Origin of the sequence: Stutzerimonas frequens (assembly GCF_024448335.1) — a bacterium.
Classification (GTDB): domain Bacteria; phylum Pseudomonadota; class Gammaproteobacteria; order Pseudomonadales; family Pseudomonadaceae; genus Stutzerimonas; species Stutzerimonas frequens.
Genome location: NZ_JAMOHM010000003.1, coordinates 81209 through 107436 on the forward strand (window position 1 = coordinate 81209; position 26228 = coordinate 107436).

At 62.7% G+C, this 26228-nt stretch carries 25 protein-coding genes and 1 riboswitch; of the genes, 11 read left to right on the plus strand and 14 right to left on the minus strand.

What is annotated here, in order from left to right:
• Nucleotides 1-97: 97 nt before the first annotated feature.
• Nucleotides 98-195, minus strand: a riboswitch (guanidine-I (ykkC/yxkD leader).
• A gap of 192 nt (nt 196-387) precedes the next feature.
• The gene (locus tag NAO55_RS05375; protein WP_095460080.1) at nt 388-1857 is read right to left on the minus strand and encodes a methyl-accepting chemotaxis protein; all 1470 of its coding nucleotides are present in this window, start codon (nt 1855-1857) and stop codon (nt 388-390) included.
• Between the two features lie 104 nt (nt 1858-1961).
• Nucleotides 1962-2768, minus strand: a complete 807-nt coding sequence (locus NAO55_RS05380; protein WP_063543118.1) for a TatD family hydrolase — start codon at nt 2766-2768, stop codon at nt 1962-1964.
• Nucleotides 2769-2940: 172 nt separating this feature from the next.
• Here NAO55_RS05380 and NAO55_RS05385 point away from each other — a divergent pair, with 172 nt between their 5' ends.
• Nucleotides 2941-4356 (plus strand): MltF family protein, encoded by a 1416-nt coding sequence (locus NAO55_RS05385; protein ID WP_102841172.1) that lies wholly within the window; start codon nt 2941-2943, stop codon nt 4354-4356.
• A gap of 5 nt (nt 4357-4361) precedes the next feature.
• Here NAO55_RS05385 and NAO55_RS05390 read toward each other — a convergent pair whose 3' ends face one another.
• The 5 genes from NAO55_RS05390 to NAO55_RS05410 all read right to left on the minus strand — a co-directional run bounded on the left by NAO55_RS05390 (nt 4362) and on the right by NAO55_RS05410 (nt 10406).
• Entirely contained in the window at nt 4362-5369 is a 1008-nt protein-coding gene (locus tag NAO55_RS05390) for a lipase secretion chaperone (RefSeq protein WP_102841171.1), read from the minus strand.
• A 63-nt stretch (nt 5370-5432) separates the two neighbouring features.
• Complete coding sequence (locus NAO55_RS05395; RefSeq protein WP_011913157.1) at nt 5433-6368, minus strand: triacylglycerol lipase; 936 nt, start codon at nt 6366-6368, stop codon at nt 5433-5435.
• 312 nt (nt 6369-6680) lie between these two features.
• Entirely contained in the window at nt 6681-7178 is a 498-nt protein-coding gene (gene greB / locus NAO55_RS05400; protein WP_013982722.1) for a transcription elongation factor GreB, read from the minus strand.
• 40 nt (nt 7179-7218) lie between these two features.
• Nucleotides 7219-9720, minus strand: coding sequence for an ABC transporter permease (locus tag NAO55_RS05405; RefSeq protein ID WP_102841170.1), 2502 nt, complete (start codon nt 9718-9720; stop codon nt 7219-7221).
• Nucleotides 9720-10406, minus strand: coding sequence for an ABC transporter ATP-binding protein (locus NAO55_RS05410; RefSeq protein WP_011913160.1), 687 nt, complete (start codon nt 10404-10406; stop codon nt 9720-9722). Before NAO55_RS05410 ends, NAO55_RS05405 begins: the two co-directional genes overlap by 1 nt.
• 11 nt (nt 10407-10417) lie before the next feature.
• Between NAO55_RS05410 and NAO55_RS05415 the strand changes: the two genes are divergently transcribed.
• From NAO55_RS05415 to NAO55_RS05425, 3 genes are all read left to right on the plus strand, one after another.
• Entirely contained in the window at nt 10418-11023 is a 606-nt protein-coding gene (locus NAO55_RS05415) for an arylesterase (RefSeq protein WP_102841169.1), read from the plus strand.
• Between the two features lie 43 nt (nt 11024-11066).
• Complete coding sequence (locus NAO55_RS05420; protein WP_063543104.1) at nt 11067-11348, plus strand: hypothetical protein; 282 nt, start codon at nt 11067-11069, stop codon at nt 11346-11348.
• A 71-nt stretch (nt 11349-11419) separates the two neighbouring features.
• Entirely contained in the window at nt 11420-12391 is a 972-nt protein-coding gene (locus NAO55_RS05425) for a L,D-transpeptidase family protein (protein WP_102841168.1), read from the plus strand.
• A 62-nt stretch (nt 12392-12453) separates the two neighbouring features.
• Here NAO55_RS05425 and NAO55_RS05430 read toward each other — a convergent pair whose 3' ends face one another.
• Nucleotides 12454-12708 (minus strand): Lpp/OprI family alanine-zipper lipoprotein, encoded by a 255-nt coding sequence (locus NAO55_RS05430; protein ID WP_102841442.1) that lies wholly within the window; start codon nt 12706-12708, stop codon nt 12454-12456.
• A 392-nt stretch (nt 12709-13100) separates the two neighbouring features.
• Here NAO55_RS05430 and NAO55_RS05435 point away from each other — a divergent pair, with 392 nt between their 5' ends.
• The gene (locus tag NAO55_RS05435) at nt 13101-13382 is read left to right on the plus strand and encodes a GNAT family N-acetyltransferase (RefSeq protein ID WP_063543100.1); all 282 of its coding nucleotides are present in this window, start codon (nt 13101-13103) and stop codon (nt 13380-13382) included.
• Between the two features lie 38 nt (nt 13383-13420).
• On the opposite strand, the gene NAO55_RS05440 is transcribed toward NAO55_RS05435, so the two are convergent.
• On the minus strand, nt 13421-14497 hold the full coding sequence (locus NAO55_RS05440; protein ID WP_102841167.1) for a 3-deoxy-7-phosphoheptulonate synthase: 1077 nt from the start codon (nt 14495-14497) through the stop codon (nt 13421-13423).
• 264 nt (nt 14498-14761) lie between these two features.
• On the opposite strand from NAO55_RS05440, the gene NAO55_RS05445 reads away from it, so the two are divergent.
• Both NAO55_RS05445 and cysB read left to right on the plus strand, forming a co-directional pair.
• Nucleotides 14762-15718 carry a putative 2-dehydropantoate 2-reductase gene (locus tag NAO55_RS05445; protein WP_102841166.1) on the plus strand — a complete coding sequence of 319 codons (957 nt, stop codon included), beginning with the start codon at nt 14762-14764 and terminating at the stop codon, nt 15716-15718.
• A 177-nt stretch (nt 15719-15895) separates the two neighbouring features.
• Complete coding sequence (gene cysB, locus NAO55_RS05450; RefSeq protein WP_102841165.1) at nt 15896-16870, plus strand: HTH-type transcriptional regulator CysB; 975 nt, start codon at nt 15896-15898, stop codon at nt 16868-16870.
• 63 nt (nt 16871-16933) lie between these two features.
• On the opposite strand, the gene NAO55_RS05455 is transcribed toward cysB, so the two are convergent.
• The gene (locus NAO55_RS05455; protein ID WP_102841164.1) at nt 16934-17668 is read right to left on the minus strand and encodes a phosphoadenylyl-sulfate reductase; all 735 of its coding nucleotides are present in this window, start codon (nt 17666-17668) and stop codon (nt 16934-16936) included.
• A 191-nt stretch (nt 17669-17859) separates the two neighbouring features.
• Between NAO55_RS05455 and thrH the strand changes: the two genes are divergently transcribed.
• On the plus strand, nt 17860-18477 hold the full coding sequence (thrH, locus tag NAO55_RS05460; RefSeq protein ID WP_102841163.1) for a bifunctional phosphoserine phosphatase/homoserine phosphotransferase ThrH: 618 nt from the start codon (nt 17860-17862) through the stop codon (nt 18475-18477).
• Between the two features lie 170 nt (nt 18478-18647).
• Here thrH and pabB read toward each other — a convergent pair whose 3' ends face one another.
• The 4 genes from pabB to rloA are packed head-to-tail and all read right to left on the minus strand — an operon-like array spanning nt 18648 to nt 23094.
• Nucleotides 18648-19988, minus strand: coding sequence for an aminodeoxychorismate synthase component I (gene pabB, locus NAO55_RS05465; RefSeq protein ID WP_102841162.1), 1341 nt, complete (start codon nt 19986-19988; stop codon nt 18648-18650).
• A gap of 50 nt (nt 19989-20038) precedes the next feature.
• On the minus strand, nt 20039-21022 hold the full coding sequence (locus NAO55_RS05470) for an alpha-L-glutamate ligase-like protein (protein ID WP_102841161.1): 984 nt from the start codon (nt 21020-21022) through the stop codon (nt 20039-20041).
• Nucleotides 21023-21025: 3 nt separating this feature from the next.
• On the minus strand, nt 21026-22552 hold the full coding sequence (gene rloB / locus NAO55_RS05475; RefSeq protein WP_063543084.1) for an osmotic stress tolerance membrane protein RloB: 1527 nt from the start codon (nt 22550-22552) through the stop codon (nt 21026-21028).
• A 5-nt stretch (nt 22553-22557) separates the two neighbouring features.
• The gene (gene rloA, locus NAO55_RS05480; RefSeq protein ID WP_063543082.1) at nt 22558-23094 is read right to left on the minus strand and encodes a retropepsin-like aspartic peptidase RloA; all 537 of its coding nucleotides are present in this window, start codon (nt 23092-23094) and stop codon (nt 22558-22560) included.
• 268 nt (nt 23095-23362) lie between these two features.
• Between rloA and NAO55_RS05485 the strand changes: the two genes are divergently transcribed.
• The 3 genes from NAO55_RS05485 (at nt 23363) to prpC (ending at nt 26195) form a co-directional block, all read left to right on the plus strand.
• Complete coding sequence (locus NAO55_RS05485) at nt 23363-24088, plus strand: GntR family transcriptional regulator (protein WP_063543080.1); 726 nt, start codon at nt 23363-23365, stop codon at nt 24086-24088.
• Nucleotides 24085-24972 (plus strand): methylisocitrate lyase, encoded by an 888-nt coding sequence (gene prpB, locus NAO55_RS05490; RefSeq protein ID WP_063543078.1) that lies wholly within the window; start codon nt 24085-24087, stop codon nt 24970-24972. Before NAO55_RS05485 ends, prpB begins: the two co-directional genes overlap by 4 nt.
• A 95-nt stretch (nt 24973-25067) precedes the next feature.
• A complete protein-coding gene (gene prpC / locus NAO55_RS05495) occupies nt 25068-26195 on the plus strand; it encodes a bifunctional 2-methylcitrate synthase/citrate synthase (RefSeq protein WP_063543076.1) in 1128 nt (375 codons plus the stop codon).
• Nucleotides 26196-26228: the final 33 nt, after the last annotated feature.

The window sequence follows — 26228 nt, forward strand, 5'->3', positions numbered from 1 at the left end:
CGGGTTGAGCGGCGAGTGGCAGAGCCGATACGAGCGGGCACATGGCAAACCCTCCAGTGTTTGGGGATGGCGCAGGAGCTGCGTGCGGATCACGCTGTTCTCCCGGGCTTTTATCCCGCCGTGTAACCTCACTGGAGGTCGCCAACTCTCGGACCAGCCACTCGCGAGCGAGTCGGAACCCTAGTCGGCTATTTCGAATTGTCGCAGCAGCTTCGCCTGCATGATCGACAAAGCAAGAGCGGTGCCAAGGCGCGATGGACAGGCGTCAGCGGCTTTTGCGCTGAACCAAGGCTGGCGAGGTGCCCTTTCATGGGGCATGAGACGGGGTGCTGCCTGTTTTTCGGGCAGGCCGCGCCGCGTTGTGGTGCGCGCGGCGCGGGGCGTACCTCAGAGTCTGAGCTGGCCGATAGCGCGACTGAGGTCGGTGGAGAGCGCGGCGAGTTCGGCGCTGGTGCTGGCGGAGCTGACGGTCTGCTCCACGGTGCGCTCGGTGACGTCGCGAATGCCGGTAACCGAGCGGTTGAGTTCCTCGGCGACCTGGCTCTGCTGCTCGGCGGCCACGGCGATCTGCGTGTTGCTTTCGCGCATCTGCGCCACGGCTTCGGCGATGGCTTCCAGGGCTTGGGCGGCCTCGTGGGCCTCACGCACGCAATCGTCGGCCTTGAGCGAGCTCTCCTGCATGAACTCCACGGCGTCGCGGGTCATCGATTGCAGTCCGGTGATCATCTGGGTGATCTCGTCGGTGGAGTCCTGAACGCGTTTGGCCAAGTTGCGTACCTCGTCGGCCACCACCGCGAAACCGCGACCCTGCTCACCGGCGCGGGCGGCTTCGATCGCAGCGTTGAGCGCCAGCAGGTTGGTCTGCTCGGCGATGCTGTGAATCACGCTGACCACACCGTTGATCTTCTGGCTGTCGGCAGCGAGCTGCTCGATCATCTCGCCGGTCTGCTGCACACCCTGGGACAGGCTGGAAATGGATTTCTCCACCCTCCCGACCACCCGATGGCCGTCGCCTGCAAGGCGATCGGCGTTCTGCGACAGGTCGCGGGTTTCGCGGGCATGTTCGGCAATCTGATGCACCGTCGCGCTCATCTCGTTGATCGCCGTGGCTGCCTGGTCGGTTTCGCCTTGCTGGCCACGCATACCGCTATGCACATCGTTCATGCTCGAGGCCAGCCGGCTGGCGCCCTGATCCAGGCGCGCGGCGGCCTGGGCGACGGTGCTGACGACGCGCTGATAGCCGCCCTGCATCGCATTGAATGCGCCGGCCATCTGACCGACTTCGTCACGGCTGTCCAGCGGCACGCGGGCCTGCAGGTCGCCGCTGCGCTCGACGTGCAGCATGACGTCCTTGAGCGTGTTCAGGTGGCTGAGCAGGAAACGGATCAGCAGCTGCGAGGCGGCGAGCAGACCGAGCATCAGCACGGCGACGGCGGCGGCATAGCTGAAAAAATGTTGCCCCAGCACCTGGATCACGCTGGGAGCGCGAGCCATAACCGCGAGCTTCTGACCGTCGGGCCGGGACAGCATTTCCACACCGATCAGCGGATGGTTGGAAAACAGGCGGTCGTGGTCCAGTGCTGTCCAGCCGGAGTCGGCCAGTGACTGACGTCCGATCACGGCGCGCTGCCCCGCGGGATAGAGGGTCAGATCAGCGGCCTGCGGCAATGCCGCGTCATTCGGCCAGGCTGCCAGCACGCTTGCGCGCGCCTGGGCGGCACTGCGGGCATCGGCACTGCGTGCGCTCTGCTCCAACTGCACGGCGTAAAGCACCAGCAACAGGGCGATGACGAAGCTCACCATGTTGAGCGCCCAGAACTTGTACTTGAGCGACAGATCGCGAATCCAAACGGCCATGGCTGCTCTTCTTCTATTGAGGGTTGCCGGAGCGCATTAGCGCTTTCGGCGCGACGGAATAATTAACGGCTGGCTGGCGCCGAGCTTGAGTGGATTTTTGTGAATCAATCGAGGTCAGGCAGGCCGAAGAATCGGCGCGCTGTCAGTGTCGTTTGTTCTGCCAACTGGGCTTCGCTTTCACCACGATGCAAGGCCACCTCACGCAGCACCTCTGGCAGATAGGCCGGTTCGTTATGCCCGCTTTTCGGCTTCGGCCGCAGGCTGCGTGGCAGTAGGTAGGGGGCGTCGCTTTCCAGCATCAGTCGGTCCGCGCGGATGTCGCGCACCAGCGGATGCAGATGGGTGCCGCGGCGCTCGTCGCAGATCCAGCCGGTGATGCCGATGTGCAGATCGAGGTCGAGATAGGCATACAGCGCCCGCTTGTCGCCGGTGAAGCAATGCACGACCGCTGCACTCAGCCGATCACGGAATGGTTTCAGGATCGCCACCAGTCGTTCGCTGGCGTCCCGTTCGTGGAGGAACACCGGCATTGCGCTTTCCACTGCGAGTTCCAGCTGCTCTTCCAGAGCGCGTTCCTGTTGCGGTCGGGGCGAGAAGTCGCGGTTGAAGTCCAGCCCGCACTCACCGACGGCACGCACCTCGGGCTCGGCCAGAAGAGCGCGCAGCTGGCTGGCGTTGTCCCCGGTCCACTGGCTGGCGTCATGTGGGTGCACTCCGGCGGTGCTGAACAGGTGCTGGCGGGATTCGTCGAGTTCACGGCACAAGGTCAGGGCGGCTTCGCTTTCCGCGAGGCTCGTGCCAGTCAGCACCATCTGGGTCACACCGGCGGCTCTGGCGCGCTCCACCACCGCGGAGGGGGCGGAGGCGAACGAGCGGTGAGTCAGGTTGACGCCGATATCCACGAGTTGCATGAGAACCTCTAAAAAGTAAATGTTATTTAAATCAAATAGATAGGAAATATAGCTAAACCAGTTTTTCAGGCGAAACTGGCGCATTCGTTCGAGCTGTGCGAATCTTTGCCACCTTTTGCGGGCAGGGAGCACCGCATCAGCGTTCTTCGTGTCCCAAACCGGTACATCTTCGATGTCACGATTGCTGCCACTTCTGCTCTGTCTGTTGCTGGGTTCGCTGCCGCTCACGGCAAGCGCCCGCATGGCCGGACCGGAGGCCTGGCAATCGAGCGACAAGGTACGTGATCTCGCCGAAATCCGCCGCAGCGGCGTGTTGCGAGTGCTGGTCAACCAGAGCCGCAACAGCTCCGGTGAGATCAAGGGCGAGGCGATCGGCGTGGAGTACGCCCGCTTGCGCGCCTTCGAACAGTACCTGAACCGCAACGCCGCATCCGGAAAGGCCATCACCCTCAAGATCGTTCCCAAGGCTAAGGACCAGTTGCTCGGAGCGCTGCAGCGCGGCGAAGGGGATCTGGTTGCGCCCGGGGAGCTGCTTCCACTGAACGGTATGAAGGGCATCAGCCGCAGCCGACCGGTGGTCAGCGACGTTGCCCTGGTGCTGGTCAGCCGCCAGGGTGGGCCGCGCTACCAGCGCCTCGAACAGCTCTCCGGGCGCAGCCTGGCGCTGCCGCCGGGCAGCGCGGCCGGGCCTGCACTGGCGCAGCTGAACAAGCAGCTGATGGAGCGCAAGCTGGCCCCCATTGTCGCCGAGTGGGTCGACCCGACGCTGGCGGTGGAGGATGTGCTGGAGATGGTGCAGGCCGGGGTCTACCCGGCGACAGTCGTCGAGCAGACCATCGCCCAGCGCTGGGCCAAGGTCATGCCGAAGCTGCGCATCGAGCAGCACCTGAGCCTTGGCGAGAAGACCAGCATGCACTGGTTCGTGCGCAAGGAGGCCAGCATGCTCCGGGCCAGTGCCGATCGGTTTCTGAAGGACTATGACCTTCCCGACAATCAGGATGCAGCCTTCGAACGGGTCTACCGGCGACTGTACAAGGTGCAGTATCCGCTGGATCGGGTTGGCCGCCAGCGCCTGGAAAAGGTCCGCCCAACCCTGCAGCGCTACGCCGAGCAGATCGAGCTGGACTGGCTGAATCTGGCCGCGCTGGCGTTCAAGGAGTCGACGCTCAACCCCGCCGCACGAGGCGCAGGTGGTGCCACCGGCCTGATGCAGGTGACGCCGGCGACCGCGCGCGCAATGGGCGTGAGCAACGTCCAGCAGCTGGACAACAATGTGCAGGCCAGCGCCAGGTACCTGGCCAATATCCGTCGCAACCATTTCGCCAGCCCGCGGTTGAACGAGCGCGAGCGCATGGCGTTCATCCTCGCTGCCTACAACCTGGGCCCGCAGCGCGTGCAGAGCATGCGCGCCGAAGCCAGGCGGCGCGGCCTCAACCCGGACCAGTGGTTCTTCCAGGTCGAGCGCATCGCCATGGAAACAGTCGGCATGGGAGTCGTGGCCTACGTCAACAGCGTCAACAAGTACTACCTGGCCTACCAGCGCGAACGCTATCTGCTGGAGGCGGACCGCAAGACCGCCGCCAACTGACTCGCTCAGCGAGTCCGATCCTCCTGCACAACAGCGAGCAGACGCAGGCGCTCACTGTCGCTGAAGCGCTGTGCTTCAAGCCGTTCGACGGCAGCACGGCGTTCGACCTCATCCAGCCCGCGGGCGGTTTCGATACGGGTACGCTCCTCCTGGTAGCTGGCGACGCGCTGCTGCCACTGCCGTCGTTGCAGATCCAGTGCCTCCAACCGATCCGCTGCCTCGCTGCCGACCAGTTGTTGGCGCAGCTGATGCAGCTGCTGCGGGCCTGCCCCGCTCGCCAGCAGAGCTTTGGTCTGCTCACGCAGCTCGGTCTGTAACTGAGGGATCAGCACGTCATGCAATTCAGCGGGCAGCCCAGCACGCAGCTGATCGATGGCACGGCCCTTGGCATCGCTGTCCAGCGCTGGATCGAAGCGGATGGCCAGCCGCTCCAGACTGAACTGGTCATAGGCTTCCTCCAGGCCGAAGAACGCCTGGTGAACCGTCGGATCGAGCACGCGCGCGCGTAGTGCCCGTACCGTGCTCAATCGCTCCCGCATCGCAGCGAGATCCGCTACTCGGGGATGATCGGCTTCAAAATCAAGGAGTTGGCGCTTGTAGTTGAGATACTGGTTGAGAGCGGAGAGCGCTTGCGCCTTCGCGGGCTCCGACAGTTGCGTGGTGATTTGGCGACGCAGGCGCTCGATGCTCTGTTTGAGCGGCTCCTCGCCAATGGCGCTGAGGAAGTAGTCGAACAGCTGACGCAGCTCTGGACTGATGATCAGGTTGCCTGCGGCGTCCAGCTGGAACTGGCCGTCGACCTCGGTGCCCTTGAAGGAGGCGGGCAGCTTCGCCATGACCTGCGGTGCCGCGCCGGTCGCTGTGCGCTGGGCAGGACGAGCGGCAGTGACGTTGGCGGCGGGAGACGATGCGGGTGCTTCTGCCACCGGCGTCACGGTAAATTCGGGCCGGGCGATAAAGAAGCCCAGGCCCAGCGCGATGGCCAGCGGCAACAGAAGGATGGATCTGCTCATGGACTCGCCTTTCGGTAGCGGCCGGGATCGATGATCCCGGCCTGGTTCAAGGAAACGGCTGCGTCAGAGCCCCGCGTTCTTCAATCGGTTCGCGTGCTGGCGGTAGACGCTGACCGGATCGGTCTCGAACAGGCTGGTCAGCCCCATGAACTGGTTGACCTCGTCCAGATGGTTCATGCGGTAGTTGTCGCGGATCACCATCCCCAGGTGCGAGCTGCAGCGTCCGACCAGCCCGTCATTGGGTCCGCTGAAGGCCAGCGAGCCGGCGCCCATCATGGCGTCGCTCACGTCCAGCGGATTGGTCAGCGGACTGGTGCCGCTCCAGGAGTAGTAGTGCACGCCATTGACCTTGTAAGCGCCTTCGCCGCATGCGGTGGTGGGTATGCCCTGGGGGAACTTGGCATTGAAGCGGGCCGCGCCCTCGCTGTTGAGCGATTCCAGCGAACCCAGGGAGTTCTGCGGAGCGGTGCTGGAACTGCCGGAGACGAAGTTGATGAACGCGCCCATGGCGTTCACCAAGCCGGCGATTATGGCCTCACCGGATGAACCCTCTGGAACCTTGCGGATCAGATCCGCCACGTCCGAGCCCTTGTGGGGTGCGCCGACACTGGTGACCGAGGCGATCAGGTCCGGCCGTACGCCTGCCACGTACCGGATGGTCGGTCCGCCGTGGCTGTGGCCGATCAGGTTGACCTTCGGCTTGCCGCTGATAGCAACGATTTCCTCGACCTGGGCCAGCAGTTCCTCGCCACGCAGTTCCGATGTGTTGAGCTGGCTGACTTCGGTGACGTAGACCTGCGCGCCGTCTCGGCGCAGCGCACTGGGGATGCCATACCAATAGTCGATGCCCAGCAGACTGTCGAAACCCAGCATGCCGTGGGCGAGCACGATCGGGTACTTCGTGGCGGTGTAGCCGCTGCCGGTGGCAGCGAATGCCTGACCGGAAAGCGCCAGGGCGCTTCCGAGACAGAGGGCGAGCAAGGTTTTGTTCTTGTTCATGGACGCACTCTTCGAATGTGAATCGGGCTATGGGGCAGTCCCTTGCCGTTCACCGCGCATGGCGCGTACTGCGCCCTTGCCAGCGCAGCATTCGTGCCAGAGCCGACCCACTCGGCAGCGTCCGCTCTAACTGGCGGATCGCAGCGATGCGGCTAGCGTTGCGCTATCAGGCATGTTGGGTGTGCCTGTTACGAAGCGAAACGCCGGAGTGGGTGATTAGGTGATGATCTGGCTTTTTCGCAGAACATGCGTGTTTAAAGCCTGCATGATCGACGATTATCGTGACTAAATGTTCTGTATCTGACTGCCTGGTCATGGGTAATCGATGGCGACGACGTACCAGAGCTTTGTTCCGGTCGGCGTCTGCACCTGCACCTCGGCGTCCAGCGCCTTGCCGACCAGTGCGCGGGCGAGGGGTGAATCGATGCTGATCATGCCCTGGCGCAGGTCCAGCTCATCGGGACCGACGATGCGGTAGCGCGCCTGCTCACCGTCTTCATCCTCGAGCGTCACCCATGCACCGAAGTACACCTTGTTGGGGTCGCTGGGTCGTTCGCTGACGACTTTCAGCTTTTCCAGACGCTTGGTCAGAAAGCGAACACGGCTGTCGATCTCGCGCAGCATCTTCTTGCCGTAGGTGTACTCGGCGTTCTCCGAACGGTCGCCCTGGGCGGCGGCTTCGCTGACCGACTGGGTAACCTGTGGTCGCCTGACATGCCACAGTTCGTGCAATTCGGCGCGCAGCCGGGCCTCGCCTTCTGGTGTGATCAGCGGCGTGCCGGCCGGGCGGGGTGGGCGATAACGGCTCATTGAATTCCGACCTCGCTGCAAAAGCGCCGATTGTAGCGCTTCAGTTCTCGCGCAGTACGCTCAGCGGGCTCGCGTTGAGGGCGCGACGCGTGCCGATCAGCCCGGCGCTGCCGACCAGCAGCGCGCCGATCAGCGGCATTAACAACAGCCAGGGATGCGGCTGCCAGCGTAGGTCGAACGCATAGTGATAGAGCAGGGCGCTCACCAGTTCGCAGCCAAGCGCGGCAAGCAGGCCGCTGGCAGCGCCGAGCAATCCGAACTCGGCCCGGCGCGCCCTCAGCAGCAGACGCCGTTCGGCCCCTAGCGCACGCAGTAGCGCACCCTGGCGGATGCGTTCGTCCAGTGTCGCTTGCAGACCGGCGAAGAGCACGGCCAGCCCCGCCGCCAGCACGAACAGCAGTACGTACTCCACCGCCAGCGAGACCTGCGCGAGGATGCTGCGTAGCTGGGCCAGCAGCGCCTCCACCTGGAGCAGGGTCACCGACGGGAACGCCCGCGCAAGCTCCACCAGTTCGCGCTCGTTGCCTGGTGGCAGGTGAAAGCTGGTCATGTAGGTGGCCGGCATGCCCTGCAGGGTGTCGGGCTCGAAGATCATGTAGAAGTTGGGCTGGAAGCTGTCCCAGTTGACCTCGCGCAGGCTGGTGACGCGAGCCTCACGCGTCAGCCCGCCTATGGTGAAGCTCAGCTGGTCGCCCAGCTTCAGCTGCAGGCTTTCGGCCAGTTCGGCCTCGACGGACACGCCTGGCAGCTCCGCCTCGGTCCGCTCATGCCACCACTGGCCAGCCACCAGATGATTGTCGTTGGGCAGGTCGGCCGACCAGGTCAGACTGAGATCGCGACGAATCGCGCGTTCGCCCTGGGACTCCTTGCTGACCAGCTGGTGGACCGGCTCGCCATTGATCGCCACGAGTCGGCCCGGCACCACCGGATACAGCGGCGCGGCATGGCTGGAGAGTGCGTCGATTCGCTCGGCGAAGGCATCCTTTTCTGCAGGCAAGACGTTGAGTACGAAATGGTTGGGTGCGTCGTCCGGCAACTGGTCCTGCCAGGTGTCCAGCAGCTCGCCGCGCAACAGGGCGATCAGTGCCATGGCCAACAGGATCAGGCCGAAGGCAAGCGCCTGTCCCGCCGCTGCAAGCGGATGCCGCAGCAGCTGACCCAGACCCAACCGCCAGCTCAGCGAAGCGCCGGCAAGCAGGCGACGCATACCCTTCAGGCCGAGCAGCAACAGGCCTCCCAGCACCAGTGTGGCAAGCAGGCCGCCGCCCAGCAGAGCCAGGGTGATCTTCAGGTCCAGGCTCAGCCGCCACATGATCAGGCCGAGGGCCAGGATCGCCGTGCCGTACACCAGCCAGGCGCTGGGTGGCACCGGCAGCAGGTCGCGGCGCAGTACCCGCAATGGTGGTACGCGACCCAGTCCTGCCAATGGCGGAAGGGCAAAGCCCGCCAGTGCCACCAGACCCGTGGCCACACCGGCTGCGGCGGGCCAGATGCCGCCGGGGGGAATCTCCTGCGCCAGCAGATCGCGCAGGAGGTAGAACAGCCCGTGCTGTGCGGCCCAGCCGAGCAGGGCGCCGACAAGGCTGGCCAGCAGGCCAAGCATGCCTAGTTGCAAGGTATAGAGCAGCAGCGCGTCATGGCGGGAAAGGCCCAGACAGCGGAGCAGCGCACTGGCATCGAAGCGGCGCGTGGCGAAGCGGGCAGCCGACAGCGCGACGGCAACGCCCGCCAACAGAATCGCAGCCAGGCTCGCAAGGTTCAGATAGCGTTCCGCACGGCCCAGTGCGCCCCCTATCTGCCGGTTGCTGTCGCCGGCGGTTTCGATGCGTTGATGGGCTTGCAGCCCGGGCTGCAGTGCCTGCTGGTAAGCCGCCAGTGCAGCGCTTTCGCCGCGCCAGAGCTCCCGGTAGCGCACTCGGCTGCCAGGCTGGACGACACCGGTCGCGGCAAGATCGTCCAGGTGCATCAGCACGCGTGGCGTCAGGCTGTAGAAATCACCGACCCGATCGGGCTCGTAGGTCAACACGCGGGTCAGGCGCAGCAGCTTGTTGCCGACTTCGATGTCGTCACCGATTGCCAGGTCCAGGGCGGCGAACAGCCTGGCCTCGGCCCAGGCTTCACCAGGGGCCGGACCGGCACCGGCTTCTTCGGCGCCGTAGGGCTGCGCCGCACTGCGCAAGGCGCCGCGCAGGGGATAGCTGCTGCTGGCCGCTTTGACACTGGCGAGCTGCAAGTCCTGGTCGGTGGCGATGACGCTGGAAAATTCGACCACCTGGGCATGTTCCAGCCCCTGTGCCTTGCCGGCGTCGATCTGTTGCGCCGAGGCGGGTGCGCTGCCGCCCAGCACCAGGTCGGCGCCAAGGAACTCGCTGGCCCGCAGCAGCATGGCGTCGTTCAGGCGTGCACCGAAATAGCCGATGGCGGTGCTGGCGGCGACGGCGATCAACAGGGCGAAAAACAGCACGCGCAACTCGCCGGCGCGAGCGTCGCGCAGCAACTGCCGGTAAGCCAGAGCGAACAGGCGCGCCTTGGGTAGGCCCATCATTCGCTCGTCTCGCTGGCGATCTGGCGCCCGCCCTCGAGGCGAAGCACGCGATGGCAGCGCCTGGCCAGGCGCTCGTCGTGGGTGACCAGCACCAAGGTCGTGCCGCGCTCGCGGTTAAGCTCGAACAACAGTTCGGTGATATGCGCGCCAGTATGGGTGTCGAGGTTGCCGGTGGGTTCGTCGGCAAACAGCACCTCGGGCTCGGCGGCGAAGGCGCGGGCCAGTGCGACGCGTTGCTGCTCGCCACCGGATAGCTGGCGGGGATAATGCTGCAGGCGCTCGCCCAGGCCGACGCGAGAGAGCAGCTCGGTGGCGCGCTCGCGAGCGTCGCGGCGCCCGTCCAGCTCCAGCGGCAGCATGACATTCTCCAGGGCGTTGAGGCTGTCGAGCAGCTGGAACGATTGAAAGACGAAGCCGACGTGTTCGGCACGCACCCGCGCCCGCTGGTCTTCGTCGAGCGCCGCCAGCGCATGGCCGGCCAGATGAACTTCGCCCGAACTCGGTAGATCGAGCCCGGCCAGCAGGCCGAGCAGTGTCGACTTGCCCGACCCTGAGGTGCCGACGATGGCCAGGCTGTCGCCCTTGGCCAGCTGCAAAGAGAGGTCGGCCAGGATGCTCAGCTCGCCTTCCGCGCTGGGTACCACTTTGTTAAGGTTCCGGGCGTCGAGAATATTGCCGCTCATGAGGGAATCCGATGCGAAGGTGGCTGAAATGCGGGGCCCTGGCGCTGCTGTGCTGGACTCAGGGAGCCCTGGCCGGAACCGTACTGGTGGTCGGCGATAGTATCAGCGCCGCTTTCGGGCTGGAAACCAGCCAGGGCTGGGTACATCTGCTGCAGGAACGCCTCGTCGAGGGCGATGAATCCTGGCTTGTGGTGAACGCCTCCATCAGTGGCGATACCACGGCTGGCGGGCTTGCCAGGCTCGATCCGCTGCTTGAGGAACATACCCCTGAAGTGGTCATTCTGGAGCTGGGCGGCAATGACGGATTGCGTGGGCAATCACCTGTGCAATTGAAACAGAATCTTGCCGACATGATCGATCGCAGCCGCGAAGCGGGTGCCGAGGTTCTGTTGCTCGGGATGCGCATGCCGCCTAATTTGGGGCAGCGCTACACCCGCGCATTTGCCGATGCATTCGACTCGCTTGCAGCGGAGAAAAGCGTTGCTTACGTGCCGTTCTTGCTGGATGGCGTCGGCGGCGTCAGCGGCATGATGCAGGCCGATGGCATTCACCCGACGGCCGAGGCGCAGGGTCAGCTGCTGGAGACGGTCTGGCCGGCACTCGAACCCTTGCTTTGATGCGTGGGCGCAGCTACTGTCGCGCCCTCGATTGGAGCCTCAGATGTCGCGCTCAGCCAGGACCCTTTACGCTTATCGACTCATCGTGCCGGACGAGCAGTACGACATGTTCGCCTGCCGCGAGAATCGACTGCACCTGGCGTTGCGGCAGCTGGAACTGAACGGCAATGCCGACCGCACCCTGTGTGGCGGTTTGCTGCCGGCTCAGCCGCGCTGGAGGGAGCTCGAGCGGGCTACGCTGAAGGATCGGCAGCTGTGTCCCAACTGTCGCCAGTTGCTGGAGGCGCGACGCAAAGGCCTTCCGTCCGCCACGGCTGCCTGGTAGGTCACTGTTTCCGCGGCTTCAAGTACAATCGTCGTCATTTTACTAAGCCACATTTTCCAAGGATTCTCCGAATGCTCTCGCGCGCGTCCGCTGTCGCCTCCTGTCTGTCATTCGCTGTGCTGTTATCGGCAGGCACGTGCGCCGCACTTGAGCTGCCATTGCCGCCCGAGGGTGACGATGTCGTCGGTCAGATCCAGGTCATCAAGGCGAAGTACGAAGATACCTTCGCTGCCATCGGTGAAGCCCACGATCTTGGCTATCTGGAGTTGGTCGCGGCCAACCCGGGGGTCGATCCGTGGTTGCCGGGAGAGGGGACGGACATCATTCTCCCGACCCGCTTCATCCTGCCACCGGGACCTCGCCAGGGTATCGTGATAAACATCGCCGAGTACCGCCTGTACTACTACCCGGAAGGCCAGAACGTGGTGCACACGTTCCCGCTGGGTATCGGCCGTGAAGGATGGGGGTCGCCTGTTGGCAATACGCGCATTTCGGCAATGACCAGCAATCCGGCCTGGTATCCGCCGCAGTCGATTCGTGAGGAGCACGCCGCCGATGGCGATCCGCTGCCTACCGTCGTGCCGCCAGGTCCGGACAACCCCCTCGGCCCTTACAAGATGAGCCTGGCCCTGCCGGGCTACCTCATCCACGGCTCGAACAAGAAGTTCGGCATTGGCATGCGCGTCAGCCATGGGTGCTTCCGCATGCTCAATCACAACGTGCTTGAGCTGGCAAAGATGGTTAAGGTCGGCACGCCGGTACGGATTATCGACGAGCCTTACAAGTTCGGTGTCAGCGATGGCAAGGTCTATCTTGAAGCGCATGCCCCGCTGGAAGAGAACGAGGAAAAGTCGCTGACCCTGATGGATAAGCACGCCATCGTCATCAATACCTTGCTCAAGCGTGACGAGGCGGCCGGCAATCTGCACCTGGACTGGGAGATGGTGCGTGAAATCATCGCAGGCGAAGACGGTCTGCCTATCCAGATCGCCGAGCAGCGCAACGAGGTCGAGGTGGCCGCTCAGAACGATCAGCTGTTCTGAGGCTCTATCTGGAGGCAAAAAAAAGCCGACCTGCAAAGGTCGGCTTTTTCATTTCGTGAAGCTTACTTGCGGCTGGCGCGTTCCAGCATACGCAGAGCACGCTCGTTGGCTTCGTCAGCAGTCTGCTGAGCCTTCTGAGCGGCGGCCAGAGCTTCGTCGGCCTTGCTGTACGCTTCGTCAGCGCGAGCCTGGGCGCGGGCAGCGGCGTCTTCGGTCGCGGCCAGGCGAGCTTCGCTTTCTTTGGTCATGCTGTTGCTGCAACCGGTAGCCAGAACTGCGGCCAGAGCCAGAGCAGAGAATTTCAGAACGTTGTTCATCTTGTTCCCCTTAAGGTGGAAATCCATAAAGCAACTTCCGTTATGGAAAGTTTGCGCGCACATACTACCTATAACTTAGCTTAAGTAAACTGAGCCGACAGCGGCGCCGAGGGTTTTTTTTCAATTGGCCGCTGCTTTGATGCTTGGCGAGGCAAGTTGGATAAAAAACAGCCAACGCCTGGCTCGTTCACTTGGAGCTTCTAGTTGCATGATCCACTCGTTGAAAGAAAGTTCCGCTATTACACCGAACAAATAATGATCAATCGGAGGCTGGCCGAATTGCACGGAAACAGGTAGAAAAGACAGCCTATGCAAGTTGTAGGCGGATGCAGTGACGTGCGCCCCAGCTAATCGGAGAACAAGAAGACAGGGCAACCTGCTGAGGAGACGAGATGAGCGATACGGTGCGCGTTCGCCACGACCAGGCTGGCCATCGCTTCGAGGCTGAGATCGATGGTGACTGTGCTTACCTGGCATATGTCGATCTAGGCAAGCAGACATTAGACATGTATCGCACCTACGTGCCCGACGCCCTGCGCGGCAAGGGCATCGCGGCGATTCTGGTGCAGCATGCGCTCGAGTATGCCGAGCGCGAGGGCTATCAGGTGATCCCGTCGTGCTCTTATGTCGAACGTTATATCGAGCGCCATCGCCCGAACGTGGGTGGTCGCTGAGTTGAATGAAAAAACGCCGGAGACCGGCGTTTTTCGTTTCAGCTGCGCTGCCGTTTGGGCAGCACGTCCTTGAGCTTGTTGTGCATGCTCATGACTGCCTTCTCGGTTGTATCCCAGTCGATGCAGGCGTCGGTAATGGAGACGCCGTACTTGAGGTCGCACAGGTCCTTCGGGATCGCCTGATTGCCCCAGTTCAAGTGGCTTTCGACCATCAGGCCAACAATCGAGCTGTTGCCTTCAAGAATCTGGTTGGCGACGTTCTCCATGACCAGCGGCTGCAGCGCGGGATCCTTGTTGGAGTTCGCATGACTGCAGTCGATCATGATGTTCGGCCGAATGCCGGCCTTGTTCAGCTCCTGTTCGCACAGCGCAACACTGACCGAGTCGTAGTTGGGCTTGCCATTGCCGCCGCGCAGCACCACGTGGCCGTAGTTGTTGCCCTTGGTGGTGACGATGGAGACACCGCCGGACTGGTTGATGCCAAGGAAACGATGGGGGCTGGAAACCGACTGCAGCGCGTTGATGGCGACAGTCAGGCTGCCGTCGGTGCCGTTCTTGAAGCCGACCGCAGAGGACAGCCCGGACGCCATCTCGCGGTGCGTCTGTGATTCGGTGGTGCGTGCGCCGATGGCCGACCAGCTGATCAGGTCCTGCAGGTACTGTGGAGAGATCGGGTCGAGCGCCTCGGTGGCGGTGGGCAGGCCCATTTCCGCCAGATCGAGCAGCAGCTTGCGACCGATGTGCAGGCCATCCTGGATCTTGAATGAATCATCCATGTAGGGATCGTTGATCAGGCCTTTCCAGCCGACCGTGGTGCGTGGCTTCTCGAAATACACGCGCATGACGAGGAACAGGCTGTCGGAGACCTTTTCCGCCAGTACCTTTAGGCGCTCGGCGTACTCATGGGCGGCTTTCAGGTCATGGATGGAGCAGGGGCCGATCACCAGAAACAGGCGGTGATCCTTGCCGTCGAGAATGTCGCGTACGACCTGACGCCCGTGGGAGACGGTCTGCAATGCCGAGGCGGTCAGCGGGATTTCACGCTTCAATTGCTCCGGCGTGATCAGGGTCACGTTGGACGCAACGTTGAGGTCGTCGATTGGTAAATCAGCCATTTGTCACTCGTCAGGAATCACGGGAGCCGTCCGCCAGCGATCCCGGTGCGGCGGAACAGGGCTTGAGGGCGCAGCGGGGAAACGGAACCTTAGCGCTAAAGGGATGAATCGACAACGAGATTGATAGCGTATTTGGGGCGATCCGCCTGTCGAACTTCGCAACGCCGAGCGGGACGCTGTGATGCGCATCGCCGGGCTGCTATCGTTCAGGTTTTCAACCGGTTGGCGCGATGGACGCGGCCAGCCGCCTGATCTGGAGTGCGTATGTCTGCAGCCAATCCACGTATAGGCATCATCGGCACCGGCGCCATCGGAGGTTTCTACGGCCTGATGCTGGCGCGCGCGGGCTTCGATGTGCATTTCCTGCTGCGCAGCGAATACGATGCCGTGCTTGCCCGGGGTCTGCAGGTCAATAGTGCGGTGCACGGGCCGCTGCTGCTCGAGCAGCCGCAGATCTACCGCGATGCCGCCCTGATGCCGAAATGCGACTGGCTGCTGGTCGGGGCGAAGAGCACCAGTAATCAGGAACTGGCGCCAGTCATCGCCCAGGTCGCTGCGCCTGGCTGCAAAGTAGTGGTGCTGCAGAACGGGCTGGGCGTGGAGGATGTGCTCAGGCCGTTCCTGCCGGAGAACGTGCACCTGCTGGGTGGGCTTTGCGCGATCTGTGCACATCGCTCTGCACCGGGCGTCGTCGAACACCAGGCGCTGGGTGGGGTGAACCTTGGCTACCATTCGGGGCCTGCCGCCCTGGATCCGCAGGCGCAGCAGGCACTATTGGGCGAAATGGCCGAGATGCTGCGGCAGGCCGGAGTAGATTCCTCGCCGATGCCCAGCCTCGCGCAAGCGCGCTGGATGAAGCTGGTGTGGAACGTCCCGTTCAACGGCCTCTCGGCTCTGCTTGACGCTGGTACCCAGTCGCTGTTGGCCAGTGACGATACGCGGGCGCAGACCAAGGCCATCATGCAGGAGGTCTGCACCGCGGCGCAGGCGCTGGGGTGTTCGCTGCCCGAGGACTTCCCGGAAAAGCTGCTGATGGGGACCGCGCGGATGCCCGACTATCTGCCCAGCATGTACCACGACCGTTTCCAGAATCGGCCGATGGAGCTCGAGGCGATCTATGCGGCGCCACTTGCCGCGGCGGCTCAGCAGGGCGTCTCCATGCCCTGCACCGAAATGCTCTATCGCCTGTTGCGTTTTCTGGAGCAGCGTAACGGCGCCTGACGCAAACGCCGGGTCCGGTTTTCACCGCGCTGCTAAGCTCAACGGCAGTCGCGGCGAGTCAGACCAAAGGTCGCACAGCAAAAGCCGGACGGAACATCTATCATCCGTTGGCGCACCGTTCATAAGGTTATAAGTGTTGCGGCAGGCGCAGTGGTGCCTTTGCCTTGAGGGATTTCTATGAAGCTTCAACAACTGCGTTACATCTGGGAAGTGGCGCACCATGACCTCAACGTTTCGGCAACCGCCCAGAGCCTGTTCACCTCGCAACCGGGTATCAGCAAACAGATTCGCCTGCTGGAGGACGAACTCGGCGTTGAGGTCTTCGCCCGCAGCGGCAAGCATCTGACGCGAGTGACACCGGCGGGGGAGCGGATCATCACCACGGCCGGCGAAATCCTGCGCAAGTGCGAAAGCATCAAGCAGATCGCCCAGGAGTTCTCCAACGAAAAGAAGGGCACCCTGAGCATCGCCACTACCCACACCCAGGCACGTTATGCGCTGCCCCAAGTGATCAGTAGGTTCATCAAGCAGTACCCGGACGTTTCGCTGCACATGCATCAGGGCACGCCGATGCAGATCGCCGAAATGGCCGCCGATGGCACGGTTGATTTCGCCATCGCCACCGAGGGGCTGGAGCTGTTCGGCGACTTGGTGATGATGCCCTGCTATCGCTGGAACCGCTGCGTGATCGTGCCTCGCGGTCATCCGCTGGCGAAGCTGGACAGGCTCACTCTGGAAGCGCTGGCCGAGCACCCGATCGTGACCTACGTGTTCGGTTTCACCGGGCGCTCCAAGCTCGACGAAGCCTTCGGCCATCGCGGTCTCGTGCCGAAGGTGGTCTTCACTGCGGCCGACGCGGACGTGATCAAGACCTATGTCCGGCTCGGGCTGGGAGTGGGGATCGTGGCGCGCATGGCGGTGGACCCGAACCTGGATTCGGATCTGGTGGTGCTCGATGCCAGTGAGCTGTTCGAGTCCAGCGTGACCAAGATCGGTTTCCGCCGCGGCACTTTCCTGCGTGGCTTCATGTGCGACTTCATCCAGCAGTTCGCCCCGCATCTGAATCGGGACATGCTGGAGAAGGCCATCCAGTGCCGCAACAAGGCGGAACTGGACGAGTTGTTCGACGGAATGCAGCTGCCGACATACTAATCGGCTGAAACGGGTTGAGAGTTTGTCCAACCCGTCAGAGGTTTTTACCGCTACGGTGTGCGGTCAGCTTTTGGCGATCAGATTGCCGGCGTGCAGCCCGCATTCCTTATGCGTCGCTTCCTCCCACCACCAGCGTCCTTCGCGCTCGTGCTGGTTCGGCAGAACCGGACGGGTGCAGGGCTCGCAGCCAATGCTGATGAAACCCCGCTCGTGCAGGCTGTTGTAGGGGATTTCCAGCATGCGGATGTAACCCCAGACTTCCTCGCTGGTCATCTGCGCCAGCGGGTTGAACTTGTATAGAGCGTTGTCCGGCGTCGAGAACGCGCTATCCAGCTCCAGCACCGCAACCTGGCTGCGCGTGCCCGGGCTCTGGTCGCGCCGCTGGCCGGTGGCCCAGGCACGGACGGTCGACAGCTTGCGTCGCAGCGGCTCGATCTTGCGGATACCGCAGCACTCGCCATGGCCGTCGCGGTAGAAACTGAACAGGCCTTTTTCGTTGACCAGCGGCTGCAGCAATGCCGGATCCGGCGTCATGATCTCGATGGCGATGCCGTAGTGATCACGGACCTGCTCGATGAAGCGATAGGTCTCGCTGTGCAGGCGCCCGGTATCGAGGGTGAATACCTTGACGCTCTTGTTCAGCTTCCAGGCCATGTCCAGCAGCACCACGTCTTCGGCACCACTGAAGGAGATCCACAGGTCATCGCCGAACAGATCGAAGGCGAGCTTAAGAACGTCTTGTGGCGATTTATCGGCGTAGGCGGCGGCCAACGCTGCGACGTCGATGGATGGGCTCATCAGGCGGCTTCCTTATAGATGACAATGGCGCTTTGGCGCTCTGAGGCCGGGGATGGTAGCAAACGCCGTTTATGCCGCTAAATAACGTTTAGGTACGCCTTTCAACCTTTTCAGGTATAAGCCCTGCGTTGCTTCGGCTGCGAGCTGCCGTTAGAGTGCCGCCTTCAATTTTCTGCATTGAGGAGTGGCCCGTGGAAATAGCCTGTCTCGACCTGGAAGGTGTGCTGGTTCCGGAAATTTGGATCGCCTTTGCCGAGGCCACCGGAATCGAATCGCTCCGGGCGACCACACGGGACATCCCCGACTATGACGTGCTGATGAAGCAGCGCCTGCGTATTCTCGACGAGCATGGCCTGAAGCTCGCCGATATCCAGGAGGTCATTGCCACCCTCAAGCCGCTGGACGGGGCTCGGGAATTCGTCGACTGGCTGCGCGAGCGCTTCCAGGTGGTGATCCTTTCCGACACCTTCTACGAGTTCTCCCAACCGCTGATGCGCCAGCTGGGCTTCCCGACGCTGCTCTGCCATCGCCTGATCACCGACGAGACCGATCGCGTGGTTGATTATCAGCTGCGCCAGAAGGATCCCAAGCGTCAGTCGGTCATCGCACTGAAGAGCCTGTACTACCGCGTCATCGCCGCAGGCGACTCGTACAACGACACGACCATGCTCAGTGAGGCGCACGCCGGCATCCTGTTCCACGCGCCGGATAACGTCATCGCCGAGTTCCCGCAGTTCCCGGCGGTGCACACCTTCGATGCGCTCAAGCAGGAATTTCTCAAGGCGTCGAACCGCAAGCTCGCCCTCTGACGCAGCCACGAGCTGCAGGGCATAAGCGGCAAGAAAGGGGTCTGGATGCGCTGTGTAGGGTGGGCTTTAGCCCACCAGCTACAGGCCCTGCCGCACGTTGGCAGTACCAACGAGGGGCAGGTTTCAGAGAGTTGATGGTTACCCGTCCCTGAAACTGATCTGCTCGCAGCTTACAGCCCTTCCAGCGTTCTCATCAGAACGCTCACCTTGTCGATCGACTCCTGGTACTCCGACTGCCAGTCCGAGTCGGCGACGATGCCACCACCGCCCCAGCAACTGACCTGTTCATCACGGACGAGCAGGGTGCGGATGGCGATGGAGCTGTCCATCTCTCCTCTGACATCGATGTAGAGCAACGACCCGCAATAGATCGAGCGGCGGGTAGGTTCCAGTTCGTCGATGATCTGCATGGCGCGGATCTTCGGCGCCCCGGTGATGGAGCCGCCGGGGAAGCTGCCGGCGAGGAGGTCGAAGGCATCGTGGTCAGCGGCCAGTTCGCCGGTGACGCAGCTCACCAGATGATGAACATTGGGGTAGCTTTCCAGCGCAAACAGCTGCGGCACGCGCACGCTGCCGATGCGACAGCTGCGGCCGAGATCGTTACGCAGCAGGTCGACGATCATCAGGTTCTCGGCGCGGTCCTTGTCGCTGGCCAGTAGCGCCTGCGCCTGTGAGGCATCGCTCTGCTCGTCGTGGCCGCGGGGCCGCGTGCCCTTGATCGGTCGCGTCTCCACAAGGCCACGCTCTAGGCGCAAAAAACGCTCCGGCGACAGGCTGACGATGGCGCCGTCGTCGAGGGCAACGAAACCGGCGAACGGCGTCGGGCACACCTTGCGCAGCGCCTTGTAGGCACTCCAGGCATCACCCGAACAGGTGGCGCGAAAACGCTGGGTGTAGTTCACCTGGTAGCAGTCACCTGCCTGGATATACGCCTGGATGCGCTCGATGCCGCGGCGATAGGCGTCTCGGGAGATGTCCGCAGTGAATCGGCCGTGCAGCTTGAACGGCGGGGCTGCGGCGGGCGTCGTCGCTTCGAACAGACGGATCAGGCGCTCGCGGTCGACCGGGGCGCAGGCAGGGTGAAACAGCAGCTGACTGGTCTGACGTTGGTGATCAGTGATCAGCGCCCATTCATAGAGCCCCAGTCGCGCCAGCGGCAGGCTGTTGTCATCGCGAGCGTGATGTGGAAGCGTTTCCAGGCGCGCGCCGAAGTCATAGCTCAGCAGGCCGATCAGCCCGCCCGTGAATGGCAGTTCGCAGTTGTCGGGCAGCTCTGCCGGCCCCAGGTCGTGCAATGCCTGGCGCAAACGCTGGAAGAAATCGCGCCCCGATTCGTTTCGGGCAGGCTCGAAGAGTGCCGCTGGCCAAGCGCTGAGGATGTCGAAGCGCCCGCGCACGGCTTTTGGTCGGCCGGAATCCAGCAGGACGGCACCGTAAGCATGGCGGATGCGTTCGAACCATGGGGCGGGGTCAGCCAGATAAGGCAGGGCGTGCAGCGTGCAGGTCGGCATGGTCGAATCGATATGGGCCGGCCCGCGAGATGCACGGGCCGGCCAATGGGTCAGTCGTGCGGCGGAACGTGGCCGAAGAGCTCCTGGGAGAACTTCACCCGCTCCTCGACGGTTTCCTGAATGCCTTTCGCCTTGAGCTCTTCCAGGCGATTTTCTACCGCGTGGGCGCGGTGGGTCAGGCCGCAGTCGTTGGCGATCTGGATGTTCAGCCCCGGACGCGCGTTCAGCTCGAGGATCAGCGGACCCTTGTCCTGGTCGAGCACCATGTCGACACCGATGTAGCCCAGGCCGCAGAGCTCATAGCAGCCAGCAGCCAGCTTCATGAAGCCATCCCAGTTGGGCAGCTGCACGCCATCCACCGCATTGGTGGTATCCGGGTGCTTGGTGATCTTGTTGTTCAGCCAGGTGCCACGCAGGGTGATGCCGGTAGCGAGGTCGACGCCGACGCCGATCGCGCCCTGGTGGAGGTTGGCCTTGCCACCGGATTGACGAGTCGGCAGGCGCAGCATGGCCATGACCGGGTAACCCATCAGCACGATGATGCGGATGTCCGGCACGCCCTCGTAGCTGATGCTCTTGAAGATCGGGTCCGGTGTGACGCGGTATTCGATCAGTGCGCGGTCACGATGACCGCCCAACGAATAGAGTCCGGTGAGAATGTTGGAGATCTGATGCTCGATCTCCTCATGAGTCATGATCTTGCCCGAGACGGTCTTGTAGCGGCCCTCGAAGCGGTCGGCAATCACCAGGATGCCGTCGCCGCCAGCACCCTGGGCCGGCTTGACGACGAAGTCCGTGTGGTCCTTGACGATGTCCTTGAGCTTGTCGATGTCCTTTTCGGTCTCGATGATGCCGTACATCTCCGGCACATGGATGCCGGCCTCGATGGCGCGCTGCTTGGTGATGATCTTGTCATCGACGATCGGGTACAGGCTGCGCTTGTTGTACTTGAGCACGTAATCCGCATTGCGGCGGTTGATGCCCATGATGCCCTTGGCTTCCAGGGCCTTCCACGTCTTGATCAGACCGAACATGGCTCAATCCTTCAGAAAGGCTTTGAAGCGGAACAGCTCGGTCAGGCGGTAGCCGCGGTAGCGACCCATCGCCAGCATGAAGCCCACCATGATCAACAGCACCGCCGGGAAGGTGAAGATGAAGTAGGTCAGCGCCTGGATGTTCATCAACATGAATGCCAGGCTCGCGGCGATCAGCGTGCCAACCGCGACCTTGAAGGCGTGGCCGCCGCCGCGCTCTTCCCAGGTGATCGACAGGCGTTCGATGGTCATGGTCAGGATCACCATCGGGAACAGCGATACCGATAGCCCGCGCTCGAGGCCGAGCTTGTGGCTCAGGAGGCTGATTACCGCGATCAGCACCACGACGAAGGTCAACACCACCGACAGGCGCGGCAGCATCTGCAGCTTGAGGTGCTCCAGATACGAACGCAGCGACAGGCCCAGTGCGGTGATCAGGGTGAAGAGGATGATGCCGAAGCCGATCTGGGTTTCGCGGAAGGCCAGGGCGATCAGCACCGGGGTAAAGGTGCCGAGGGTCTGCAGGCCGCCGAGGTTGCGCAGGATCAGGATCACCAGTACGCCGATCGGGATCATGATCATGATCTGGTAGGTCTGCTGGGTTTGCAGCGGCAGGCCGTACAGCGAGTACTCGAGGAAGTCGGCGTCGGTGTTCTCGTCGGTCAGTTTGGCCAGGCGGATGGCATTCATCTCACTGTTGTTGAGAGTGAAGGTCACCTGCGGGTTGCGTCCGCCTTCGAGGTTGATCAGCGGCTCGTTGCCGGTCCACCAGACCAGGCGGTCTGCCGGCAGGCCCTGCTCGCCGGTCCCCGGATTGAAGTACAGCCACTTGTCACCGTTGAAGCTGCGCAGCCAGAGCTCGGGCGTCTGCGGCTGGTCGGCGTTCAGCCGGACGGTATGGACGCGCTCCATCGGGACATGGGCGATCGACAGCAGCAACTCGATGACGCTGGCCTTGTTGGCGATCGAGGCATCGCCGCCGAGCAGCAGCTTGACGTTGTCATCGTTGGGATTGTTGACACGCTTGATGGCTTCGCTGATGAACGTCTCGACGTCCGCCGAGTGCTGGCGGATCGGTGAGAGCAGAGCTTCGGCAGCAATCTTTTCCGGGCCCTCTACCGGGATGCTGTCGCGGAAGATCGGGCCGGTCGCCTTGGTCTGCTCGCCGCTGTAGCGCTTGGTGAGCACAAGGCGGTAGTAGAGCGTCTGGTTGCCGCTGGCACGGCGCGCGGACCAGGTGACGCGGCGGTTGCCGTCGGCCCGGTTGATGCTGACGCCGTAGTTGTTGGAGATGAAGCTTTCGTTGAGGCTGACGAACTCCTGATTCAGCGGCGGCACGAACATCTGCAGCTTCACCGGCTCGCGGGGGCTGGCCTGGAATTCGATCTTCGCGTCGATGTTCCACAGGTCGTCGGTTTCATCTTCGGTAACCGGGATGCCCAGTACGAAGATCTGGTAAGCGGTGATCGAAACTCCCAATGCGACGAGCAGGAAGATCAGGACTTTCAGATGCAGAGTGAGAGCGCGCATGGGTATTACTCGTCAGCGTCAGATTCGTTGAGGCAACCGGGTTTGCCGGCAATAAAGGTGCGACTCGGGTCGACCAGGGCGCCGAAGCGGGTGAGCGCGTCGGAACCGATCAAAAGTGGGTATTGGAAAGCGGTACGGTCCGTGAGGTTCACTTCGATCGTGCGTTTGGCCTTGCCCATGCACAGATCGAGCTCGATAACGGGGCGCGCCGTATAGGTTTTTTCCTCTTCAGGATCGTAGTCGCCAGCCCGACGCTTGATCTTGCTGATTCGTGCCAGCGGCCGCTCGATCGGGTGCGCGTGGGCGTCGTCCAGAGCCAGGTAGAACCGTACCCAGGATTTGCCGTTGCGCTTGAACCGCTCGATATCCCGGGCGCTGAGCGAGGCGGTCTGGGCGCCGGTATCGAGTTTGGCTTCCACCTCGAGGCCGAAGTCGGGCAGGCCGACGTATTCATTGAGGCCATAGATGGTGTTGTCGGCAGCCTGGGTGGCTGTGGGCAGGATCGAGATGCAGAGCAGCAGAAATAGAACTTTTACTCTCATGGACCTGATATCTAAGGGAAGGGACGAAACGGAAATGACGTACGGCCTGGCGCGTCTGGTAGCGGTGGCGAGCGAGCGGGCTGGGCGCGAAAGGCTGGCATTCTAGCATGGCGCTTTCAACACAGGACAACGGCGAGCGAGGACCCGAAGCGACGCCTTCATGGTTACGACTTTAGTAAAGGTGTCGACAATCCATCCGGCTTTCTTGTTGACTGCGGGTTTCTTCAGGCGTAGTTTCGCCGGAACGATCTGGAGATTGTCGACAATCATGTTGGATACCGTTGAAGTCGCCCCGGCAACGCAACAGATAGATAGTGGCACGCTTGCCGAGCACGTGTTCCGCCTGATCCAGGCTGCCATCGTCAAGGGTGAGATCGCTCCGGGAAGCAAGATTTCCGAGCCGGAACTGGCGCGCACCTACGGCATCAGCCGCGGACCGCTGCGCGAAGCGATTCATCGGCTTGAAGGGCAGAAGCTGCTGATTCGTGTGCCGCATGTGGGCGCGCGAGTGGTTTCGCTGAGCCACGCCGAGCTGATCGAACTCTATGAAATTCGCGAATCACTCGAGGGCATGGCCTGCCGCCTCGCCGCCGAGCGCATGAGCGAGGCGGAGATCGACGATCTGCGCCGGGTACTGCGCACCCACGAGCGCGACGAGGCATTTCAGGCTGGCGTCGGTTACTACCAGCAGGAAGGCGACTTCGATTTCCACTACCGGATCATCCAGGGCAGCGGCAACCGCACGCTGGCCAAACTGCTGTGCGACGAGCTCTACCAGCTCGTGCGCATGTACCGCATCCAGTTCTCAACGACGCCGAACCGGCCGCATCAGGCCTTCGCCGAACACCACCGGATTCTCGACGCCATCGCCGAGCGCGATGGCGAGTTGGCGGAACTGCTGATGCGCCGCCATATCGCCGCTTCCAAGCGCAATGTCGAGCGCCACTTCAAGGGCGCTCTTGAGCAAACACCACAACCAAGAGGTGAGGCATGACACTCCCAACCCCCGGTCAGCGATTCCGCGATGCGGTCGCCAGCGAACATCCCCTGCAGGTGGTCGGTGCGATCAACGCCAACCATGCGTTGCTGGCCAAGCGTGCCGGCTTCAAGGCGATCTATCTGTCCGGCGGCGGCGTTGCGGCCGGCTCGCTGGGTCTGCCTGATCTTGGCATCACCGGACTCGACGATGTGCTGACCGACGTACGCCGGATCACCGACGTCTGCGACCTGCCGCTGCTGGTGGATGTCGACACCGGCTTCGGCTCCTCGGCCTTCAACGTGGCCCGCACCGTCAAGTCGATGATCAAGTTCGGCGCGGCGGCGATCCACATCGAGGATCAGGTCGGCGCCAAGCGCTGCGGTCATCGTCCGAACAAGGAGATCGTCTCGCAGCAGGAGATGGTCGACCGCATCAAGGCGGCCGTCGATGCGCGTACCGACGACAGCTTCGTGATCATGGCGCGTACCGATGCGCTGGCGGTGGAAGGGCTGAACTCGGCGCTGGATCGTGCTGCCGCCTGCATCGAGGCCGGCGCCGACATGATCTTCCCCGAGGCGATCACCGAGCTGGACATGTACAAGGTCTTCGCCGACCGGGTGAAGGCGCCGATCCTGGCCAACATCACCGAGTTCGGTGCCACGCCGCTGTACACCACCGAGCAGCTCGCCAGCGTCGACGTGTCGCTGGTGCTCTATCCGTTGTCGGCGTTCCGCGCCATGAACAAGGCTGCCGAGAACGTTTACACCGCGCTGCGCCGTGATGGCACCCAGGCGAACGTGATCGACACCATGCAGACCCGCATGGAGCTCTACGATCGCATCAACTACCACGCGTTCGAACAGCACCTAGACGCGCTGTTCGCCCAGAAGAAGAGCTGACGAGTAGCGCCCGATCGATTTGCCAGCGGGCGCTTTGCGATCCATTTTTCAACGTGATTTGCGGTATCCAGAACAAATCCAATAAGGAGATAGCAATGGCTGAAGCAAAAGTATTGAGCGGCGCGGGTCTGCGCGGACAGATCGCCGGACAGACTGCCCTGTGCACCGTCGGCAAGACCGGCGCCGGGCTGACCTATCGTGGCTACGATGTCCGCGACCTGGCCGCCGAATGCGATTTCGAGGAAGTCGCCTACCTGCTGTTCTACGGTGAGCTGCCGAACGCTCAGCAGCTGGCTGATTACAAGAATCGCCTGAAGACCATGCGTGACCTGCCGCAGGCACTGAAGGAAGTGCTCGAGCGCATTCCGGCCAGCGCGCATCCGATGGATGTGATGCGCACCGGCTCGTCGGTGCTCGGCACTCTTGAGCCGGAGCTCAGCTTCGACCAGCAGCGCGACGTGGCCGAGCGCCTGATGGCGGCCTTCCCGGCCATCATGTGCTACTGGTACCGCTTTACCCACGACGGCGTGCGCATCAACTGCACCAGCGACGAAGACACTCTGGGTGGCCACTTCCTCGCGCTGCTGCACGACAAGAAGCCGAGCGACCTGCACGTCAAGGTGATGAACGTCTCGCTGATCCTCTATGCCGAGCACGAATTCAACGCCTCGACCTTCACCGCGCGGGTTTGCGCATCGACTCTTTCCGACCTCTATTCCTGCGTGACCGGTGCCATCGGTTCGCTGCGCGGCCCGCTGCATGGCGGCGCCAACGAAGCGGCGATGGACATGATCGAGCAGTGGAAGAGTCCGGAAGAGGCGCGTGAAGCGATCCTCGGCATGCTCGAGCGCAAGGACAAGATCATGGGCTTCGGCCACGCGATCTACAGCGTCTCCGACCCGCGCAACGAAGTCATCAAGGTCTGGGCAAAGAAGCTCGCCGACGAAGTGGGCGACACCGTGCTCTACCCGGTATCGGTCGCGGTCGACGAAACCATGTGGGAGCAGAAGAAGCTGTTCCCCAACGCCGACTTCTACCATGCCTCCGCTTATCACTTCATGGGCATTCCCACCAAGCTGTTCACGCCGATCTTCGTCTGCTCGCGCGTAACCGGCTGGGCGTCCCATGTGTTCGAACAACGCAGCAACAACCGGATCATTCGGCCGAGCGCCGAATACATCGGTCCGGAACAGCGCAAGGTCGTACCGATCGCTCAGCGCTGATCGGAACGGGGAGCCCGCTGTGCGGGCTCCTCA

What these genes read in the sequence shown, in the direction of transcription:
- NAO55_RS05420 (WP_063543104.1), top strand. Translation starts at nt 11,067, where the DNA reads ATGTCGCGCTCAGCCAGGACCCTTTACGCTTATCGACTCATCGTGCCG.
- NAO55_RS05390 (WP_102841171.1), bottom strand. Translation starts at nt 5,369, where the DNA reads ATGAGCAGATCCATCCTTCTGTTGCCGCTGGCCATCGCGCTGGGCCTG.
- NAO55_RS05410 (WP_011913160.1), bottom strand. Translation starts at nt 10,406, where the DNA reads ATGAGCGGCAATATTCTCGACGCCCGGAACCTTAACAAAGTGGTACCC.
- rloB (WP_063543084.1), bottom strand. Translation starts at nt 22,552, where the DNA reads ATGCGCGCTCTCACTCTGCATCTGAAAGTCCTGATCTTCCTGCTCGTC.
- NAO55_RS05470 (WP_102841161.1), bottom strand. Translation starts at nt 21,022, where the DNA reads ATGTTCGGTCTGATCAAGACGTGGAAGGCCCTGGAAGCCAAGGGCATC.
- NAO55_RS05415 (WP_102841169.1), top strand. Translation starts at nt 10,418, where the DNA reads ATGCGAAGGTGGCTGAAATGCGGGGCCCTGGCGCTGCTGTGCTGGACT.
- NAO55_RS05435 (WP_063543100.1), top strand. Translation starts at nt 13,101, where the DNA reads ATGAGCGATACGGTGCGCGTTCGCCACGACCAGGCTGGCCATCGCTTC.
- NAO55_RS05375 (WP_095460080.1), bottom strand. Translation starts at nt 1,857, where the DNA reads ATGGCCGTTTGGATTCGCGATCTGTCGCTCAAGTACAAGTTCTGGGCG.
- rloA (WP_063543082.1), bottom strand. Translation starts at nt 23,094, where the DNA reads ATGAGAGTAAAAGTTCTATTTCTGCTGCTCTGCATCTCGATCCTGCCC.
- cysB (WP_102841165.1), top strand. Translation starts at nt 15,896, where the DNA reads ATGAAGCTTCAACAACTGCGTTACATCTGGGAAGTGGCGCACCATGAC.
- NAO55_RS05395 (WP_011913157.1), bottom strand. Translation starts at nt 6,368, where the DNA reads ATGAACAAGAACAAAACCTTGCTCGCCCTCTGTCTCGGAAGCGCCCTG.
- NAO55_RS05485 (WP_063543080.1), top strand. Translation starts at nt 23,363, where the DNA reads ATGTTGGATACCGTTGAAGTCGCCCCGGCAACGCAACAGATAGATAGT.
- greB (WP_013982722.1), bottom strand. Translation starts at nt 7,178, where the DNA reads ATGAGCCGTTATCGCCCACCCCGCCCGGCCGGCACGCCGCTGATCACA.
- NAO55_RS05380 (WP_063543118.1), bottom strand. Translation starts at nt 2,768, where the DNA reads ATGCAACTCGTGGATATCGGCGTCAACCTGACTCACCGCTCGTTCGCC.
- NAO55_RS05455 (WP_102841164.1), bottom strand. Translation starts at nt 17,668, where the DNA reads ATGAGCCCATCCATCGACGTCGCAGCGTTGGCCGCCGCCTACGCCGAT.
- NAO55_RS05385 (WP_102841172.1), top strand. Translation starts at nt 2,941, where the DNA reads ATGTCACGATTGCTGCCACTTCTGCTCTGTCTGTTGCTGGGTTCGCTG.
- prpC (WP_063543076.1), top strand. Translation starts at nt 25,068, where the DNA reads ATGGCTGAAGCAAAAGTATTGAGCGGCGCGGGTCTGCGCGGACAGATC.
- NAO55_RS05405 (WP_102841170.1), bottom strand. Translation starts at nt 9,720, where the DNA reads ATGGGCCTACCCAAGGCGCGCCTGTTCGCTCTGGCTTACCGGCAGTTG.
- NAO55_RS05445 (WP_102841166.1), top strand. Translation starts at nt 14,762, where the DNA reads ATGTCTGCAGCCAATCCACGTATAGGCATCATCGGCACCGGCGCCATC.
- pabB (WP_102841162.1), bottom strand. Translation starts at nt 19,988, where the DNA reads ATGCCGACCTGCACGCTGCACGCCCTGCCTTATCTGGCTGACCCCGCC.
- NAO55_RS05425 (WP_102841168.1), top strand. Translation starts at nt 11,420, where the DNA reads ATGCTCTCGCGCGCGTCCGCTGTCGCCTCCTGTCTGTCATTCGCTGTG.
- NAO55_RS05430 (WP_102841442.1), bottom strand. Translation starts at nt 12,708, where the DNA reads ATGAACAACGTTCTGAAATTCTCTGCTCTGGCTCTGGCCGCAGTTCTG.
- prpB (WP_063543078.1), top strand. Translation starts at nt 24,085, where the DNA reads ATGACACTCCCAACCCCCGGTCAGCGATTCCGCGATGCGGTCGCCAGC.
- NAO55_RS05440 (WP_102841167.1), bottom strand. Translation starts at nt 14,497, where the DNA reads ATGGCTGATTTACCAATCGACGACCTCAACGTTGCGTCCAACGTGACC.